19 protein-coding genes are annotated in these 19,583 nt (G+C 41.1%); 13 read left to right on the top strand and 6 right to left on the bottom strand.

Annotation, left to right across the window (positions count from 1 at the left end):
* Positions 1-454 precede the first annotated feature (454 nt).
* On the top strand, positions 455-991 hold the full coding sequence (locus FC85_RS07310) for a hypothetical protein (protein WP_057864873.1): 537 nt from the start codon (positions 455-457) through the stop codon (positions 989-991).
* A gap of 385 nt (positions 992-1,376) precedes the next feature.
* On the opposite strand, the gene FC85_RS07305 is transcribed toward FC85_RS07310, so the two are convergent.
* Positions 1,377-2,057, bottom strand: coding sequence for a CPBP family intramembrane glutamic endopeptidase (locus tag FC85_RS07305; protein WP_057864872.1), 681 nt, complete (start codon positions 2,055-2,057; stop codon positions 1,377-1,379).
* Positions 2,058-2,060: 3 nt separating this feature from the next.
* A complete protein-coding gene (locus tag FC85_RS07300; RefSeq protein WP_057864871.1) occupies positions 2,061-2,414 on the bottom strand; it encodes a VOC family protein in 354 nt (117 codons plus the stop codon).
* A 304-nt stretch (positions 2,415-2,718) separates the two neighbouring features.
* Between FC85_RS07300 and FC85_RS07295 the strand changes: the two genes are divergently transcribed.
* Complete coding sequence (locus FC85_RS07295; protein ID WP_057864892.1) at positions 2,719-4,251, top strand: ABC-F family ATP-binding cassette domain-containing protein; 1,533 nt, start codon at positions 2,719-2,721, stop codon at positions 4,249-4,251.
* 336 nt (positions 4,252-4,587) lie between these two features.
* On the top strand, positions 4,588-5,013 hold the full coding sequence (locus FC85_RS07290) for a helix-turn-helix domain-containing protein (RefSeq protein ID WP_057864870.1): 426 nt from the start codon (positions 4,588-4,590) through the stop codon (positions 5,011-5,013).
* 544 nt (positions 5,014-5,557) lie between these two features.
* On the opposite strand, the gene FC85_RS07280 is transcribed toward FC85_RS07290, so the two are convergent.
* On the bottom strand, positions 5,558-6,469 hold the full coding sequence (locus FC85_RS07280) for a proline-specific peptidase family protein (protein ID WP_057864868.1): 912 nt from the start codon (positions 6,467-6,469) through the stop codon (positions 5,558-5,560).
* A gap of 61 nt (positions 6,470-6,530) precedes the next feature.
* Positions 6,531-8,948: a Xaa-Pro dipeptidyl-peptidase gene (locus FC85_RS07275; RefSeq protein ID WP_057864867.1), complete on the bottom strand. Its 2,418-nt coding sequence runs from the start codon at positions 8,946-8,948 to the stop codon at positions 6,531-6,533.
* Between the two features lie 233 nt (positions 8,949-9,181).
* Between FC85_RS07275 and FC85_RS07270 the strand changes: the two genes are divergently transcribed.
* From FC85_RS07270 to FC85_RS07225, 10 genes are all read left to right on the top strand, one after another.
* Complete coding sequence (locus FC85_RS07270) at positions 9,182-10,336, top strand: cation:proton antiporter (protein ID WP_057864866.1); 1,155 nt, start codon at positions 9,182-9,184, stop codon at positions 10,334-10,336.
* Between the two features lie 140 nt (positions 10,337-10,476).
* On the top strand, positions 10,477-10,905 hold the full coding sequence (locus tag FC85_RS07265; RefSeq protein WP_057864865.1) for a bis(5'-nucleosyl)-tetraphosphatase: 429 nt from the start codon (positions 10,477-10,479) through the stop codon (positions 10,903-10,905).
* Between the two features lie 3 nt (positions 10,906-10,908).
* Complete coding sequence (locus tag FC85_RS07260) at positions 10,909-11,466, top strand: guanylate kinase (protein ID WP_057864864.1); 558 nt, start codon at positions 10,909-10,911, stop codon at positions 11,464-11,466.
* A 115-nt stretch (positions 11,467-11,581) separates the two neighbouring features.
* Entirely contained in the window at positions 11,582-12,025 is a 444-nt protein-coding gene (locus tag FC85_RS07255; RefSeq protein ID WP_057864863.1) for a Fur family transcriptional regulator, read from the top strand.
* Between the two features lie 76 nt (positions 12,026-12,101).
* Entirely contained in the window at positions 12,102-12,773 is a 672-nt protein-coding gene (locus FC85_RS07250) for a hypothetical protein (RefSeq protein WP_057864862.1), read from the top strand.
* Between the two features lie 2 nt (positions 12,774-12,775).
* On the top strand, positions 12,776-13,618 hold the full coding sequence (locus tag FC85_RS07245; RefSeq protein ID WP_057864861.1) for a DUF6681 family protein: 843 nt from the start codon (positions 12,776-12,778) through the stop codon (positions 13,616-13,618).
* Between the two features lie 813 nt (positions 13,619-14,431).
* On the top strand, positions 14,432-15,172 hold the full coding sequence (locus FC85_RS07240) for an amino acid ABC transporter ATP-binding protein (RefSeq protein WP_057864860.1): 741 nt from the start codon (positions 14,432-14,434) through the stop codon (positions 15,170-15,172).
* Positions 15,173-15,198: 26 nt separating this feature from the next.
* On the top strand, positions 15,199-16,029 hold the full coding sequence (locus FC85_RS07235) for a transporter substrate-binding domain-containing protein (protein WP_057864859.1): 831 nt from the start codon (positions 15,199-15,201) through the stop codon (positions 16,027-16,029).
* Positions 16,026-16,664, top strand: a complete 639-nt coding sequence (locus FC85_RS07230; RefSeq protein ID WP_057864858.1) for an amino acid ABC transporter permease — start codon at positions 16,026-16,028, stop codon at positions 16,662-16,664. The genes FC85_RS07235 and FC85_RS07230 overlap by 4 nt, the downstream gene beginning before the upstream one ends.
* A gap of 33 nt (positions 16,665-16,697) precedes the next feature.
* Positions 16,698-17,408 (top strand): amino acid ABC transporter permease, encoded by a 711-nt coding sequence (locus FC85_RS07225; RefSeq protein ID WP_057864891.1) that lies wholly within the window; start codon positions 16,698-16,700, stop codon positions 17,406-17,408.
* 117 nt (positions 17,409-17,525) lie between these two features.
* Here FC85_RS07225 and FC85_RS07220 read toward each other — a convergent pair whose 3' ends face one another.
* Together FC85_RS07220 and FC85_RS07215 are read right to left on the bottom strand one after the other, a co-directional pair.
* Positions 17,526-18,425: a DMT family transporter gene (locus FC85_RS07220; RefSeq protein WP_057864857.1), complete on the bottom strand. Its 900-nt coding sequence runs from the start codon at positions 18,423-18,425 to the stop codon at positions 17,526-17,528.
* A gap of 168 nt (positions 18,426-18,593) precedes the next feature.
* Positions 18,594-19,277: an MgtC/SapB family protein gene (locus tag FC85_RS07215; RefSeq protein ID WP_057864856.1), complete on the bottom strand. Its 684-nt coding sequence runs from the start codon at positions 19,275-19,277 to the stop codon at positions 18,594-18,596.
* Between the last annotated feature and the right edge of the window lie 306 nt (positions 19,278-19,583).

Below are 19,583 nucleotides of genomic sequence, written 5' to 3'. Positions count from 1 at the left end.
TGCTTTTTGTCATTGATTCAAGAATCGGCAGGCATTAAAATCGCCATTACAGCCGCCATCCGCTAAAATTAATAGTCCAAATATGTTGGTTCGTTTATTAATCTTCGCTATTCTCAAACCGAAATACTATTGATAGACGAAACATAATATGCGTGTTTTGTTTCAAATATAGTCAGTAACTTGTAAGAATTGTCATCACCCTGAAATAATTGTCATTGATTATCTGAAAAATCGAAAAAATTGTTTATTGAATCGGTAGATTGTTGACCTATCAACCAATTGGATCTAAATGTTGTGACTGAATCAGTCAAAGATGTTGTTTGGAAAAAACAGTTGTGATTTTTTCTTGAATACTTTTAGAAACTTCAATGAAGCTTGATATGGCAGCGCCTTTGGTGTCACAAAAGTGAGTATAATCAATCCTATTAACAAGTACAATATTGGGGAATTTAAGATGGACAATAGTGAATTGATGTTGTTTTTAGAACTGGCTTTTATCAATTACAACGAATTTGCAATTAAGCATTGTAAGCTTTCATTTTTTACCCAGACGGTTAATTCGGAAATCGTTATTTATAGTGTTCCTGAATCAAAAACGTTTCATATCCCAAGTGATTTACCAAAAATTCTTCGATACGTAACTCGACATGAGGATGATAACATTTTTACGATGGATGTGATTGATGACTTATGGGTATTGGTGCGAAAGATTCGAAAATTGGGATTGGCCGATTATCCGCAGAAAGCAGTGAATTCAATTAATATTTCCATCGGAAGTATTTTGTGTTCCGATAATATGGCTTCTGATTCAACCAAGTATTATCGGGTAATTGGGACGTCAAATGCAACAGTTGAATTGATTGAGATTAAAAATCGCAAGGGGCGCCCCGTGATATCAATGCCAATTGGTCAATCTTTTCAAGTTAAGGTTGCTCACAATGCGATTATTTTGGATGGGCGGCTGCTGGTCAAGTATGTGCATCAGCGATAAAAGTGGATGCTAAAAACGGGTACCACGACAAGATTACATTGTTGTGGCACCCGTTTTTTGTTTGTGTTTACTAACTAACCTGAAGTATGCTCGTCATATAACTGAATAGGCTTAATATCCTAAAAGTAGAAATATTGAGTGGGTTCTGCAATCGAGCCGAAATGTGCGCTAAGCAGCAGCTCCCGGCCATACAACCAACATTCGTCAATATTCCAAGAACATTCCAAGAACAGGAATATTGAGTGGGTTCTGGGCAGCTGAGCCGAAATGTGCGCCAAGAGACTGATCCCGGCCATATAACCAGCTTTTGCCAATATTCCGAGGACAAGAATATTGGCAAAAGCTGGTTATATTCTGGGATCAAAGCGTCTCTTTCCGCACTCTGCTATATAATCGACAGCAAATTATTCAGAAAATGCAAGGCGATTGAATACCTGATATCTCTGAAATGCATATAGGTGAATGACAGGAAGCATCCCAAGGCTGAGTACATTAACCAATTAGCGTCAAACTGCAGTTCGTGGGCAAAACCGAACAACAGGCCACTTATCACAATCGCCAGAATATTATTCAGCCGATTCTCCTTATTGAAGAAATAATTCATGAAAATTCCTCTGAAAATCAATTCCTCAAAAATGGGAGCAAGGACAATCGCGAAGATGCCATTCCACAGCGGCATTTGGACGGTCTCCGAAGCAACTGCCTTCTGATTTTCGGGTAACACTAAAATGTGTTGCGAGATTAACCAGCTCCAAAACATCTGGAAAATCATCATAAATAGTAGGATTAATAAAAATTGATAAATTACCTTCCTAGTGACTTTTGTTCGACCGATGTTTCTTGGATTATGTTTTTTCAGTTGTTGACCATATCGCCAAGCAATTAAAGCAAGCGCTATGGCGGTCAATACAAAACCGATTCCTAAAACATGGCGGGCCTTCAAGATGTCATTGGTGTAATCACCAGCCAAACTAAAGACGGTTGAGGCAATCAGATAAGCCAATAAAAAGCCGATCCACGCTGCAATTTGAACTGTTTTTGTTTTAAGATACGATGTGATTTGCATAGATTACCTAAATTCGTTAACCTCAATTCGATTCTTATCAGGATCCAAGATAGTAATTGAGTTAACGTTTCTCCTTACTTCTGTTTTTTCGGTTGGTTCACTAACAATATCGACGAAATAATTAATTAAGTGAGCTTTGATATCTTTCATCGAATCATGGGCAATTAATCCAAATGAAGTGGGGTGCTCAACCTTATCTTCAATATGAAAATCCAAAAACTGTTTTCGAAGGTCGGCGCCTTTATCGCCATTTGGCAGGTCAACAATTCGTAAGTCGAAAACTTCGTGGTAGAAGCGAAGGCTGACTTCCAGGTTGGAAACAGGGATGGTGATATATTCGATCTCTCTGATATTCATAAACGTGATTCTTCTTTCCGTTGGAATTGTAAAAAGTAGTACACCCATTATAACTCAATGATTGGAATCATCGCACACTTTGCGTAACGATTAATTGTGAGAAGTTGGTTTGTTAATTTTTGATTGAACTGTTATTAAAGATCATTTTGCCAAGCTAACAATCCTCAAGAAAATTGGTAACGCTTTTATATCCGACCCGCTTGACGGCACTTGCCAAACCGTGTAACGTAACACAATGTATGTAGAAATTCGAATTGATTAAGGAGTGAATTTTTTGCCATTATTATCTGTTTCAAATCTTTCAATGAGCTTTGCTGAAAAGGATTTGTACAAGGATGCTGAATTCACGCTTGAAAAGGGTGAACACATGGGGGTTGTCGGCCAAAACGGTGTCGGTAAATCAACCCTTATTAAGATCATTACCGGAAGCGAATTGCCACTCGCAGGAGATGTGAAATGGCAAAAGAATATCAAAATTGGTTATTTGGACCAATATGCCGATATTGAGGAACACTTAACGCTTACCCAATTCTTGCGGACAGCATTTGCCGATCTGTACAAAAAGAATGAACAGCTGGCCAAATTATATGAAGACTATGCGACTAACGCGGATGACAAGTTACTGGAAAGAGCCGGTCAACTTCAGGACGAACTGGATTCCAGTGATTTTTATGATGTCGATACGCGAATTGAGCAAACCATTACCGGGCTGGGGCTTGATAGCATTGGCCGTGATCATCTGGTTGGTGATATGTCAGGTGGACAACGATCTAAAATTATTTTAGCTAAAATGCTGTTGGCTGACCCAGATGTTATTTTACTTGATGAGCCAACCAACTATTTGGATACAGCACAAATTGATTGGTTAGTTGATTATTTGAACGGGTTTTCCGGTTCAGCCCTGGTCGTTTCTCATGATTACGATTTTTTGGAGAAGATTACCAACTGTATCATTAATGTTGCTTTTGGTAAGATTACTAAATATCGTGGGAGCTTCAAACAGGCAATGCGGCAACGAGCTGAAAGAGAAGAGTTCCAGCAGCGGGAATACGATAAGCAACAAGTCGAAATTGAAAAGGCTGAACGCTTCATTCGTAAAAACAAGGCCGGCTCCAAATCTACAATGGCCAAATCACGTGAAAAGAAGTTGGCTCATATGGATAAAATTGATCCGCCTTCGACTAATATTCACGCGACCTTTAATTTTCCGTATGCGGATACTGGTTCTCACGAAGCATTAACAGTTGATAAATTGTCGGTTGGATACAATAAGCCATTGCTTAAGCCAGTAACGTTTACCATTTCGATGGGTGAAAAATTTGGCTTTAGCGGGTTTAACGGTGTTGGTAAGTCAACTTTGATTAAGACAATTTTAAACCAATTGCCGGCTAAGGGCGGAACCGCTCATTTTTCACCATCGGCAGTTATTGGTTATTTCAGTCAGGAACTGACTTGGGATAGCAATCGCATGACGCCAATGCAAATTATCTCTGACAAATTTCCGAAGCTCAATCAACGAACGATTCGGACTAAACTGGCTAAATGCGGTTTGGATTCAGAGAATGCCATGAAACCGATCACCCAGCTTTCTGGTGGTGAACAAACCAAGGTTAAATTGGCGATGATGGAATTTACACCATGTAATTTCTTAATCATGGATGAGCCGACGAACCATTTGGATGAAGAAACCAAGGAAGCCTTGAAGAAGGCATTGGATCGTTTCCCAGGGAATCTCATCATTGTCAGCCATGAATCTAGCTTCTATGAAGGCTTGGTTGATAAGGTATTGAACGTTGAGAAGTTGAGCTTGAAAGAGCAACCAATTATTCGAGAATAGATCAACACTGATTAATTAGTACTGAAAGTTATTAAGCTTTAACTTCATTAACAATTTTGCTTGATAATAGTCGTGATTACAAAAAATGGGGGGCCGGACAAAAGTAATTTTGTCCGGCCCCCCATTTTTTGTAATCACTATGAATCGATCTGTTTGATTGGATTGACCATGTGAGTAGTGGTTGCCCTGGATATGCAAATTTAATGATGTGGAAAATTTATTAACAATGTGGCGTTCAAATATGGTCTGAAAGGCGCTTTCATTTGAAACCTACCAGATAAAATTTCTCAAGCAATGTTACTATTGATAGTAATAACTAATATACGAGGCGATACAATGGATGATACCAAGCAACGAATTACATACAATATGCAAATTATCAAAAGTTGGCAGCAGGGATTAAAAATTTCATATCGAAAAGTTGAAGCGATCACCGGCATTACATCTGATCAATATAGCGAGTATGAAAGGGGAAATGGTGATCCAAACGTTTTGGATGTTGCGACCGATAAGCTAAGACGGTTTGCGTTTAAACAAACGATGCCCAATTTGGATATGCGGTCGGCATATTTACTGAATGGCATTAAGTTTGAAATTAAGGATTTGAGATTGCCAGCCAGGAAGGTGTCGGAAATATCAGGTGTCCCAATGGATCAGTATCACGATTTTCTTAACGGCAATCTGGATGCTGGCGTATACGAGGATGCTTTTGACCGGCTGGGTGTGTATTATTATTTGCAGAGTGTTTCAAAAAGCGATTAAATTCCAGAATATAAGCGGCTTAACCCTAAATGCCCGAATTTGGCATTTGGGGTTAAGCCGCTTATATGGCCGGGATTTGCTTTTTGAAACACGTTTTGGCAGCGCCAAACCAAGTGCAACCGAGGATTTGCCCGAATTTGGCATTTAGGGTTAAGCCGCTTATATGGCCGGGATTTGCTTTTTGAAACACGTTTTGGCAGCGCCAAACCAAGTGCAACCGAGGATTTGCCCGAATTTGGCATTTAGGATTAAGCCGTTTATATGGTCGGAATTTGCTTTTTGAAACACGTTTTGGCAGCGTCAAACCAAGTGCAACTGAGGATTTGCCCGAATTTGGCATTTAGGATTAAGCCGTTTATATGGCCGGGATTTGCTTTTTGAAACACGTTTTGGCAGCGCCAAATCCAAGACCGAAGAATGATCGAACCCATTATTTAGGTTGCTAATTAATCAAAAAGAACGTGCGGCTTCAGCAAGGATACCCTTGTGAGTGAAGTCGCACGTTCTTTTGAGTTGTTAAAACGGAAAATAATCTGTTAAATCATTATTTATTGAATGTCCCATCTTCAACCTGACGGATAAAGGTTGCCAAATGATCGTAATAAACGTCTGGATTATCAATCATATGATGGTGACCGCCGTTTGGTGTTGAGACAAATTGAGCGTTGGGAATCATTTCGGCCATCCGTTTACCGGTTTCAACCGGCATGGTTTCATGTTCGCCAAAAGTAACGAGCGTTGGGACTTTAATGTCCTTTAGGTGGTCGGTGAAGTTCCATTCGGCCAGTTTACCAGTAACAACAAATTCGTTGTCTCCTTGGAAGGCACCGTAAATATCAGTATTGGTAACGCTAATTAAGTGATCCAACTTAGATGGTTGTTTTCGATCAATATAGCCTTTATTTAAAATATCTACGTATGCTTGATATTTATCATTATCGTAATCACCCTTGGCTTCGCATTCTTTCATGTAGGCCACTTGGTCGGGAGATAACGCCTTGTCACGGACCTGGTTGAGATGTTTGGTGTAATCGTCAATGCGATCAACCATCGATGAAATGATGGCCCCCTTTAAATGTTTGCCATATTTGGCGGCGTATTCTTGAACGAGTAAGCCACCCCATGATTGACCGATCAAATAGAAATTATCGAGACCCAATTTATCACGGACTTCATCAACTTCATCCAAGAAATAATCGTAGTTCAAAATATCTTTTCGAACTTGCGGATCGCTGAAATCAGGATTGTCGGAATACCATGACCCCAGTTGATCGTACATGGTCACCTGAACGTTTAATCCTTGCTTTTTAAGTTGTTGAGCAGCGTCTTCCCAGTATTCGTGTTCACCACCGGGACCACCATGTAAGGCTAATAGATGAATATCGCCTTCACCCTGCGTGTTGGTCCATAAATGATAACCGTTGTCCAAAGTAATGATTTTGGTTCCTGTTCGCATATCAATCACCTTTTCTATTAGATTTATAATTAATGATAACACTTTTTAGTCATCATTTTGGTTAGGCTTTCAAAACCGGCAAGACAATCTTGGAGTCGTTTAGATTCAGTGTGTAAGTGATGTCTTGATTGCCCCGGATGGTGTAATCCATGTCAGTTGCGTAAATCACAATTCCAAGTTGGTGACCAGCTAATAGGCGCCAGAAAGTAGGCTGAAATGCCAAATCAAATGAGTAGGCCTGCCCTGGTTGGACATCGTCGGTTTGATAGCTGTTGTGCCGGTTTTGCAAATTAATGTGCCCATCGGTAAATTTCTTGTAAGCGGTGGTTTTCTTTTGTGGGATGAATTCTTTAAGATCATCTTTTCGCCAGTTATACGCGGTAATGATTTGTTGCGGTTCTAGGACTTGGGGGCGAGCGGTTAGTCGGTTTGCCTTGCCATAGTCAACTAAGGCAACACTGATGAGGCCCACGTTATCACTGCTGGTAACGTTTAGATGAATGTGGGCTTCACCGTCAACGATCAGGTCTTCCTTTAGTGGTTCGGAAACCAATTTGATACAGTGATTATCCATCTTTGAATGCGATTTGGTGAAGAGTGCGTGCCGCCATTTGGCAGTATCAGCCACGTATTCTTTAAATAAATCGTCAGTTAAATGATCATTGAAGGAACGATTTTCGCGTAAGTTCGTAAAGCGGCTGTCACTTAACGTTACGGTTTGGACGGTTGCGTCGCTGCCCCAATCTTTGTAGGTCTGCCATGTTTCGGCTTCGGCATTATCTTGAACCAACACGTCGGGCACAACTTGGTTGGCGTTGTTGTTAACTGTCAATAATTTATTGGATAACCATAAATTAACGATATCGGTAAAATCAACAGAACGAAAGTTATTCAGGTATTCATGTTGCCCTTGATGCAGGACTAATTTTTGAGTAATTGCTTCTTTTTTTAATCGATTACGTAAATTATAAACGTGGGATAATTTGACGTTCCAGTCGTTCAAGCCGTGAACCAGCAGCATATCAGCTTTGATATTCACAGACTTTAAGAGATTCCGGTCATCCCAGAACGTGGTGTAGCTCCCTGAACGCCGATCCTGACCATCTGTGAGTTTCTTCAACTGTGTCAACCAAGTATCTTTGATCTTCAAGTAATCGGCAGCAGATTGTTGGCGACTAAAGGTTAACTCACCCAACACATCGGTATCTTCGCCTTGAAAGCCGCCTGGAGCAACCACTAAGCCATTTTCGCGATAGTAATTATAGTAGTTGGAGATCCCAGCTTCCACAACGGCAGTTTTCAAGCCGTCAACTCCAGTTAGGGCGGCAGCTGTAGAGAGGGTTCCCAAGTAAGAACGGCCGGTCATCCCAACGTTTCCTGTGGACCACCAAGCATCGATACCGATATTATCAGTTCGGTTGGTGAAGGCTTGGCGATCGCCATGCAACCATTCAATAATCGATGTCGCACTAACCGTTTCGGCTGGACTTCCAGTGGTTCGGACGCCATCAGAATCCCTGGTGCCGACTCCTGCTGAATAAACAACGGCGAACCCACGGGCTAAGAAGTAATCATTTAAAGTGTAAGTCCAGTTCTTAACAAAGGTTTCTTCGGCTACTTCGGCAGTGTCAGCAACTTGGCGTGGCGCTGGCAAATTCGGTTTGGTTTCATCAACCTTGACATCGTCATAAGTCAGAGCGTTGGGTGCTTTACGCACGAGTGGTTTGTTGACATCATGGGTTAATTGATCAGCGGCCTTATCGTTAGTTCCCTGATCATAAGGACTAGCGGTGAAGATGACAGGAACTTTAAGGCCGTCTTCAGTTTCTGCCGGTCGGATGATTTCTGCTTTCAGTAAATCTCGGTGGCCATCATGGTCTGTATCCAGTGGTGCTTCCACGTAAACAACGTCTCGGATTAATTTGCTGGTGTCAAAAACTGCTTGCGCTTTACCATTAAAGACGAGTGGTTGCTTGAGTGAGTCATCAATAAGAAATTGATGGTAATAACCCTGACCAGCCAGAAAGTCAATTAACGTTTGACCATATTTTGTCCGTGTATTGAGCAGGCGATACCAGGCATCAATCACTTGGTCACGGCTCAACTGGTCATCAACATCGGCAATTGGCAGTTTAAGTGCATTCATTGTTGTTAGCGGATCGGTTAACTTAAAATCAAGATCAACTTCAAAACCCAGCAGCTGTAAAGCAACGTTATAAAAGGCATTTTTAGAAACTTTGCTTTCGGTTGTGGTGTATTGATAGGCATTTTCATCAGGAGTTGCCATTAAATTTGAAACTTTTTGGATTCGGGTCGATAAGCTCTGAGTTTCGATAAAAAATTTTAACAAGAATTGCCGATAGAGCATGACAGCATCTGCCATTTTGGAAGTCTTCGCTGTTAAGAAATGGACATCTGCCAATTCTTTAACAATCTGATGATGGTCAGTTGGGACGTACGCAAATTGATTGATTTTCATATAAATGAGATCCTTTCTAATTTGAAGTTAAGTGTTTCGATAAGTGACCGATCTGCCTGAATCTTGATGGGCACCTTATCATCAGTTGCACACATTAATACAAATTTTACCATGCTTAAGCGATTCTAACGATCTTTAATGAGAAGTTTGAGGATTCTTTTCATATTCACCATTCAATTTGGTAAGATAATTATTACAAGATTGAATGTTTCGACAAATAAAGGGGATTTCTTATGAATTATATTGGTCAAATTGCACTTATTTTAATATTGACGCTGCTGGCTGGCGCGATTAGTCAGCGGGTAGGCATGCCGGCGGTGATTGGTCAACTATTAGTGGGCGTGCTTTTAGGCCCAGGTCTCCTTGGTATTTTGCAAAATACAGCTTTAATGCATGCCGGTTCAGAAATTGGCGTGATTATTCTAATGTTTATTGCGGGCATTGAGAGTGATTTGGATCTATTAAGAAAATACTTTAAACCTGCCATCAGTGTGGCGGCAATTGGTGTTTTATTTCCAATGGTTGCCTTTACGGTATATGGTCAGTGGCTCGGCCAATCGTTTGAAAAAGCAATTTTCTGGGGCGTTATTTTTGCGGCTACGTCTGTTTCAATTAGTGTGGAAGTCCTTAGAGAGTTCAAGCGGCTAAATACAAAAGAGGGTGCCACAATTTTGGGTGCGGCGGTTGTCGATGACATTATTGCGGTGATTTTGCTAAGTATTTTTGTAAGTTCGTTTGGCGTGGGGGAAGCAGGAAAAACTAATTTGGTTGTCACAACCGGATATCAATTCATTTATTTCGTGTTAGTGATTGCCGTTGTTAAGTGGGGCGCTCCGGTTCTTTTAAAGCTGGCGGAGCGGTTGCCGGTTCATGGATCCGTTGCCATTACGTCACTCTTTTTATGTCTGTCAATGGCTTGGCTGGCTGATGCAACCGGATTGAGTGCGGTTGTTGGTGCCTTCTTCGCTGGGGTGGCCGTTTCTCAAACTGAATTCCAGTCTGAAGTTTCAACTAGTGTTAGCTCAGTGGGTTATACGTTTTTTATCCCGATTTTCTTTGTAAGCATTGGCTTGGATATGACTTTTGGTGGTGTCATCAAAAACTTTGGCTTTATTGTGATTATGACGGGCTTGGCGATCGTTACCAAGTTGGTCGGTGGTGCAATTGGCGCGCGTTTGACGAATCTGAACTGGCACAGTGCCATCGCAATTGGTTCAGGAATGGTTTCCCGGGGCGAAATGGCACTGATTATTGCCCAAATTGGTTTGGGGGCGCATTTAATGGCGACTAACTTGTATTCAGAGATTATTATTGTCATTGTATTATCGACGATTGTGGCGCCACTGCTGCTGAAGTGGTCATTGGGACATGTGCCGGCCAAATCATAGGTCCTTTATCTAAATATGGTCTGATTGGAAATTGATTTTATAAGTTTGTAGTTGGACTTTTTTTGTTTGTTTATCGTCCTAAATGATAGAATAGAAAGCAATCAAGAATTAAGATGAAAATAATTGAGGAGGAACTCAAGATGATCACTGAGTATGCAAGTGGGGCGGTTGTTTATAATGTTCAGGATGGTGAAATTTGTTACCTATTATTACAAAGCGCGACTGACGACTTTTGGGGATTGCCAAAAGGTCATGTTGAAGCTAATGAGAATCTAATTCAAACAGCGGTTCGGGAAATTCGCGAAGAAACCAGTTTAAAGACTGACATCGATTCGAATTTTAAAGAAAAGATTGAATATGACATGAAAAATGGGCATCACAAAGATGTCACCTTCTTTGTTAGTAAGGTTGCTCCGGATGTGAAAGTAACGCGTCAAGTTGAAGAAATTAATTCTTTTGGCTGGTTCGATTACCAACAGGCTTACGATAAGTTAACCTATAACAATTTAAAGCAATTATTAAAGAATGCTGATGAATATATTCGCAATAAAGAGGGAATTGGGGATTAAGCGATGGAAAATCGAGTGTTTGTCATTACTGGGGCGGCCGGCAGCGGCAAGACCACAGTTCGAAATTATTTGCATGATCACTTTAATATGACCAAGGTCATCACGCACACAACGCGGCCGCCACGTTCAAACGAGCGCAATGGGGTTGATTATTATTTTGAAACCCGGCTGTCCTTTGCCAAGAATCATTATCTAGAGTCGGTTGAATACGCCGGCAATCTTTACGGTTCCTCTTACGAAGGACTACAAAATGCTTGGAAGCAGACCCCGTTTGCCTGTATTGTCTTGGACACAGCTGGGGCCATTACTTATCAACAGAAATTAGGCACGAAAGCGGTCATTATTTTCCTTAAAGTCGGTGACACTCAGGAACTTCAAGAACGGATGATGGTTCGAGGAGACGATACCGCGATGGTTGCCAAACGGGTTAAAAGTCCGGAATACCATCGTGATCTAGAAATGCCAGCTGTGCTTAAAGGTAAAGCGTTCGAGATTGTTAATCAAAACCTCGCTGCAACCAAAAAACGGGTTGATCGGATCGTGACAACTTATTTAAATTAAGGCAACCATTGGAATCGTTGTTGAATGGTTGAATATGTGATAGACTAACTCTAATAGTAATGATTACTCTATAAATAAGTTAACTGATAGGTATTTAAACTAAGAGGTGGATGTTATGCCTGCAGCAATTGAAGAAGCAACCCGTGTATTAAAAAGTAATAATTTTAAAATCACGAAGCAACGGACGGCAATGCTGGAATTTTTAGTTAATACGGCAACCAAACGATTTGTTGAAGTGACCAGTATTGACAATTTCATGCGTCAAACTTTCCCCAAAATGAGCCATAATACGATTTATCGAAACATTTCCGAATTTGCCAATCTCGGAATTGTCGAAAGACAGGTTCAAGGCGATCGGGCTTCCGTAAAATTTCAATGTGATTTTCAACATGAACATCATCATCATTTTATTTGTAGTAACTGTGGTAAGGTCATTGAATTAAAAGACTGTCCATTAAGTGAGGAAATTACATCGCAGTTGGATGGTTGCAAAGTCACGGGTCATCTCTTTCAGATCTATGGTCTTTGTCCACAGTGTGCCAGTTTAACGAATAATTAACCAAAAGTTTACGGATAGTTTAACTAAAATGTGCGATAATATAGATTACCAAATTTTAGTTAAGGAAGTTTTTTGAATGGATAATAGAATTCCGCCATTAATAACGCCATTTGCAATTTTATCAATTTCATTAGCGCTTGGGGCTACAAATGTCGTGGTAAACAAGGTTACATCGACTAATGAAGGAACGCCTACCACCACTCAAACCACTAATCAAAAGAACGTTTCAAATTCGATTTTTGGCAAGTCAAAGCCTAAGACAACTAATGATAAAGATAAAAATGAATCAAGCGACGATGCCAAGACATCTTCTGAAAAGGCGAAAGAATCGTCGTTAAAAAAGAAGGAAGCTGAAGCATCCTCACGAAAAAAAGCTTCATCTGAGAAGGCTTCTTCAAGTGCCGATAATTCGTCAGATGATACAGCGGACTCAACTGAAAGTTCGACCACAACTACCGGTAATACCACAACTGGTACGACTAAGAAATCAACTGGGAACAAGAAGTCAACTAATACCGGCAATACCGGTACAACCAAGAAGTCGACGAATAACGATAATACTGCAACGACGGGTAATACTAACGATAACACTGATACTTCGCAGGATAATACGGGTGATACAGGGGCTCAAAATAATACTGGTAATACTACGACCGGGACGAATAAATCAACAACGACCACTGGCGGCGGTACTACGGGTACAAATGATGGGACAACGACCCAAGGCACTGATGGGGGGACAAATTAATAATGTTTAGTTTCTTAGATATGATTAATCACTACCTCGGTTATTTCAATATTGGTGTCACGGTTAAAAGTCGAATTTATACTGTTTTGGGCGCATTAGGTGATATGTATTTGTTCTATATCAGCTTACGTTTCCTGAAAAATGGGATTTACAAACAGGGAATTTTAATCCTCGCAGTCGCAATTATTTTGCTGTACTTTACAATTTGTAATATTTTTTACTACTTCACTAAACGCCAACCGTGGTTTGATATTTCTCCACAGTTAGCTAAATGGCTGCATCTAGGGCATCATCCACAAGAAACCCAGGTTAATTCAAAAATGGGAACGACCGTGATTCCTGAAGGTCGGCAAACCAATATTCCGGCTAATGGTGTTTTTGATAACTCTCATGTTTTACCGGCAAAGGTTTCAACCACTGAAGCAGAGCAAGCAAATGTAGATCGATTAGTTGCGTTGATGAAGCAGGCCCAGCTGTTTCGAACCGATTACAACGGGATGGGTGATCGAAAAATTTACGAATTACTAAAAGTTGACGGTAAACCAGTTTATGCAATTGGCAAGGGTGTCATGTTGCCTTATTTTGATATGCGTAAGCAGGGAAATGCGTTGATTATTTACGGCGGGCTGAATCAAGCAGAAATCTATCCAATTGGGGAAATCAAGCGAGTCGGCTTGCAAGCTGTTCGTTCCATTGATTTATCGGATTTAAAATTGTATTTGGCATCGGTTACGATTGTCGGCGGGCCATATAAAGAGATTGGTCGTGCAGGTGTGATTGAACACCCTCAAGAATATAAATTGCGAGCTAGCGTGGCATATAAGAAGACTGACGCGCTTAGGTAGTGTTAAGGACACGAAACCAGTTAAGGGCCGTATTGGCTCTTGGCTGGTTTTTCTTTTGACCAACGTTTAAAGACTGGGACAATTTTCCGGATATAAGAAATTGTTTGGGGATCGTTTGGATTGTCGTGGAAATTTTAGAATGATGGTGTTTTAAAAATGGCTGGGTGATTTGGTGAAATCGTGTTTGAGTTCCCCGACCCTATTTGGTGAATTGCTGTTTAATTGTGTAGTGCGATGTTTTGGACTACTGAGCAGAAAACGTGTGTAAGCAGACAACTCCCAGAATATAAGGTTAGGGTAGCTTTTATTTTGGACTACCGAGCAGAAACGTGTGTGGACAAGCAGCTTCCGGCCATATAAGGTGAGATGGTTGCTGATTATTACATAGTGCGATGTTTTAGGCTGCCGAGCAGAAACGTGTGCAAGCAGACAACTCCCGGCCATATAAGCGTTTCAATCTGATATTCCAAAACCGGGAATATCAGATTGAAACGCTTATATTCTGGGAGCTGACCGTCTGCTTGCACACTCTTTCCACAAATTCTCTTTGCTTTCCCCTAAATGTGAATTATAATTAGATATTCAAGTTAAAGTATTCGGATATTCTAATTAATTAACGCCTGGCCTAAACCACTCTTTTCAGCTAGTTTGGGCCAGTTTTGAACTTTATGCCTATATTGGCAGAAGATGTGACACGGGTATCAAATTTTTGTTACAATTTTTTGACCTACGGCGTTTTTTAACATAATATGGATACAAGAACATTCTTAGGCAATTTTAATAATGAGCCTAAAGGTATTGGAGGAAAATGACATGGCAATGATCGAATTTCAAGATGTACAAAAGTACTACGGCAGTTTCCATGCTTTAAAAGATATTAATTTGAAGATTGAGGCGGGGGAAACCGTTGTTTTAATCGGACCTTCCGGATCTGGTAAGTCAACGTTAATTCGCACTGTTAATGGGCTTGAAAGAATCCAAGAGGGTAAGTTGATTGTTAACGGCCAGGATTTGGCAGATCGGAAGACCGACATGAACCGAATCCGAAAAAATGTTGGCATGGTGTTCCAACACTTTAACTTGTATGCAAATAAGACAATTTTGGAAAATATCATGTTGGCACCTCGAATTGTGCTTCATCGACCTGAGGAAGAAAATAAGAAGGTTGCCAGGCAGTTGTTGGACCAAGTTGGGCTTGAAAGTCAGGCAAACAAATATCCGGCACAATTATCCGGTGGTCAGCAACAACGAATCGCGATTGCGCGTTCATTAGCAATGAAGCCCAAGTGTCTTTTGTTTGATGAACCAACCAGTGCGTTGGATCCTGAAATGATCGATGATGTTTTGAACGTTATGAAGGATATCGCCAACGATTCAGACATGACCATGTTGGTTGTAACCCATGAAATGGGATTTGCACGTGAAGTTGCCAACCGGGTTATTTTCATGGATGATGGGCAGATTCTGGAAGATGATAGTAGTGAGAAATTCTTTGATGGTGAACCCTCCAATGAACGTGCACGTCAATTCCTTGGCAAAATTATCACGCATTAAAAATAAGTTTATCGGGAGGTTTCATCATGAAGAGGATCTTTTCAAAGATTGGGTTATTAATTGCCCTAGCCGTGATGATTGTTTCGCTGGGTGCATGTAGCAGCAGTGGATCAAAAAAGGATGTGTTACGCGACGACCGGCAATCCAAGACCATTACTTGGGGAGTAAAAGCTGATACGAAGCTGTTTGGTCTAATGGATGTTAAGGATAACCAGATTAAGGGGTTTGAAATTGATTTAGCCAAAGCAATGACTAAGCAGATTCTTGGCAAGGATGGCAAGGCACGGTTTATTCAAGTAACGAGTCAAACCCGAATGCCATTGCTTCGAAACGGAAATATTGATGCCATTATGGCAACCATGACAATTACGCCACAACGAGCTGAGCAGGTTGATTTTTCACGATCATACTTTGATGCCGGCCAAGCAATTCTAGTTAAGAATGGCAGCCCAATTAAAAATGTTCGTGACTTGAATCATAAGGGTGACGTGGTCTTAGGCGTTGTTGGTTCCAATTCGGTTCAAAACATTAAGAAATTCGCGCCAAAGGCTAAAGTCCTTCAACTAACTGATTATTCTCAAGCTTTAACCGCCTTAAAGTCTGGCCAAGGACAAGCGTTGACAACTGATAACGGTATTTTATATGGGATGTCAATTGAAAATCCCGGTTATTCAGTTGTTGGCGGGACGTTTACTAAGGAACCATATGGAATTGCCGTTGATAAAGGTCAAGGTAAGTTCCGTGATGCGCTGAATCAAGCGTTAACCAAGGTTGAAAACTCTGGTCAGTACAATAAATTATTGTACAAGTGGTTCCACAAGGTTAAAGGATTTGACTTTAAGGGGGCTGAACGATGATTAGTATTTTTCAAAATTATGGTGGCGAGCTCCTTTATGGATTAGGTCAGACTCTTCTGTGCAGTATTATCGCATTGATCTTTGCATTAATTATTGGTTCTGGATTTGCGATTATGGAAGTCATGCCTAACAAATTTGCAAGAGTCGTTGCTAAAGCATATATTGAACTTTTTCGAAATATTCCACTTTTGGTTATTACGATGTTCTTCTACGTTGTTATTCCAATGTATATTGTTGAAATTAGTGGGTTCGCGGCCGGAACAGTTGGCCTGATTCTCTATTCATCAGCGTTTATCGCTGAGACGGTGCGGTCCGGTATTCAATCAGTTGATCCCGGTCAAATGGAAGGATCACGGGCTAATGGATTGTCGTTCTGGCAAGCAATGCGCTACATTGTTTTACCACAAGCCTTCCGCTATGTCATTCCACCATTAGGCAACCAATTTATCAACTTGGTTAAAAATTCATCGGTTCTAGCCTTTGTTGCCGGCTTTGATCTGATGTATCAAGGAAACGTTATTGCATCTGATTCGTTGCAAAGTATGAGTACCTACTTGTGTGTCGGTGTTTTATACCTGATTCTAACTTTGCCGCTCAGTTATTATATGCGTTATCTTGAAAAGAAATTGGCATAAAGGGGGAACTAAACTATGCTGCATCTATTTGATATGTTCAATGTGTTAGGCGCATACTCATGGGTCAATATCCGGTTCCTTCTTGAAGGAGCTTGGGTAACGGTTGTTGTATCGGTTCTCTCAATCATTCTGAGTTATATTCTTGGTTTGATTTTGGGAGTAATTCGGTACGTTCAAATTAAATATGTATCGGCAATTGTCGGCTTTGTGATTGATATTATCCGGAACCTACCGCTAATTTTAATTATCTTCTTTACGTATTTTGGATTGCCACAAATTGGGTTTAAACCAGCGCCAATTTGGGCCTCCGTAATTGCGATGGCGATCTTCGAATCAGCGATGGTCGCTGAAATCGTCCGGGCTGGGATTGTCTCAATTCCAACTGGTCAAATGGAAGGTGCCAGAGCCAATGGATTATCGTATTGGCAGGCACTCCGGTTTATTATCCTGCCACAGGCCGTTAAAAACATGATTCCAGCCATTGTTAGTCAGTTTATTTCACTGGTAAAGGATACCTCATTGGCAACCATTATTGTCTTGCCGGATCTGATGAATCATGCCCAGATTATTTATGGTCAAAATACGAATTACACGATTCCAATGTTCTTGGCACTGGCTGTTATGTACTTCATTGTTTGTTATTCGCTGTCGTTGCTTTCAGAATATCTGGATCACCGAATGGGTCAGAGTAACAGCAAAAAAGCTAAGCAGGCTGAAGAAGTGGCCGAATCAGCGGAACGGTAAGCAAATTAACTATTAGCAGAAATGATTTTATAAATTAATAAGCCAGTCAAATGTCCTCATTTTAGGCATTTGACTGGCTTATTTGTATGGTGGTATTTTGATATGCTATTGAAAAAATCAGTTATGTGTTTGGTACTTTCGTCGATACATCAACACAGGAATCAGGTTGGTGATGATGACGGCTATAATAATCAAGCCAACACCGATGACTTGAGATCCTGATACCGCTTCTGCCAGTAAGAAAAAGGCAAAAATCACCGAAGACGGTAATTCTAATGATGAGATAATCGGTCCAATGCCAATGGCGAGGTGGGGCATGAAGTAGGAAAAGCTGGTTAGTGGAAAAATCATTGCAAAAAATGATGTGATGCCACCCCATTTTAGTGAAATGATCAAGCTTTGAGGTTCAAACAAGGTATGTCCCCAGATTATGATAATTAGCAATAGCGCTCCAAAGCTCATTAATCGGGCCTTCGTTAATGGATGTAAATCCTGACCAATCCCGCCCGTGAACTGGATAGTCAGTGCATAGGCCAGCGCAGCCAGGAAACTAAGACTTAGGCCAACCAGTGAAACTGTCTGGTGGATTGGGACAAGACCGGTTGCCAAGACGGTTCCAATTAGAACAATTCCAATACTGAATACTTGAAGCAGGGACGGCCAACGTCGATGAAAAACACTGGAAAAAATAATGGCTAACCAAACCGACTGCATCATCATAACCGCAGCTACCGCAACCGGCACATATGAAAGCGAGAGCAGGTAGAATGTATTGGTGAAGCCCATGGAACTGCCAGAGAGAATCACCAGCCATTTTTCTCGTTTATCAGGGACGTTTCGTTTGGCTGGTTTAAGGAACGCACTGGCCACGACAAAGAAAAGCCAGGCGATTAAGAAGGTGAGACATAGTAGCATCCCATCATGAACGCCTTGAGCGCGGGCCATTTTGAAGAGTGATCCGGGAATGCCGTAGCTGATGGCACCAAGCGCAACAAAAATTGCGGCGTATTTTTTCAAATGATCACCTCATGTCAATTTATCTCCAGAAAAACAGCCATGCAATTAACTAAAACGTTAAAATGATGGCTGATATTTTTGGGCTTGAATATGAAATTGTAAAAGATTGTAACGCCACTAAATGAGTTTACCACCAAGGCTTTTAATCAGCCAGCAATGATTAAAAGCTCAATCGATAACTTCAATATGGGTAATATCCTTGAATTTAGCCATATCCTTGATAAACGAATCGGGATTTCGTGGCTTTTTTAATCTTAAACGAACTTCCAGCGAAAAGGAGTCCGGATTATAAGTTAAAATCCGCATTTGAGTGTTGATGCTTCCTAAGTCTTGGAGGCGGATCGGAAGTTTATCAATATCCTTTAATTTTCCGGTAACGGTGATTTGTAATCTAAGAAGTGAACGGTTGGGATACCGTTTCAAAGCCCGAATTCGGCGAACAATGGTTTGAGTGATGAGGATGCACAATGTCCCGGCGATTCCGATGATAAACATATCAGCACCAATCGCCAATCCAATGGCAGCCGTGGACCATAGGCCGGCAGCTGTCGTTAAACCATCAATTTTGTGGTTACGGGTCATGATGGCACCAGCACCGATAAATCCAATTCCGGTAACAACGCCAGCCGCGATTCGGGAAGGGTCAAGCCCAATATCAGAGCGAGTCGTCACGTCGAAAAAGCCATATTTTGAGATGATCATAAATAAAGCTGAGCCGACAGCCACCAACATATGGGTTCGAATGCCAGCCGTCTTTAGGCGGGCTTTCCGTTCAAAACCGACCATGCCGCCACAAATAGCCGCAACGAACAAACGGAGAACCCATTCCATTTGGTAGAGCCAATAGTCCATGCAATCACCTTCCTCTTAATGTTGGTTACCGCCATTATAACGCGTTCGGCCGGGTGGTTACGAAAATGAGCTACGGATAGGCGACGAGAAACTAGTTTCCCATCTCACGTTCATCTAATATTAGTCGTGATTACACAACGGGAGAGGTTGGGATAATAGTCATTTTACCCAGTCTCAGTTAGTGTAAACACGATTGTTATCAAGCAAAAATGCGGGACAAAGGGCAGCTTCCGACCGTGTAACCGAATTATCCAAATACTCAAAACCGGAAATATCTTATTGAACTTGTTACATAGTAGAAAACGT

The organism is Lentilactobacillus diolivorans DSM 14421 (assembly GCF_001434255.1).
Classification (GTDB): Bacteria; Bacillota; Bacilli; order Lactobacillales; family Lactobacillaceae; genus Lentilactobacillus; species Lentilactobacillus diolivorans.
The sequence above is the reverse complement of the archived record's forward strand: the minus strand, read 5'-3'. Positions and strand labels throughout refer to the sequence as shown.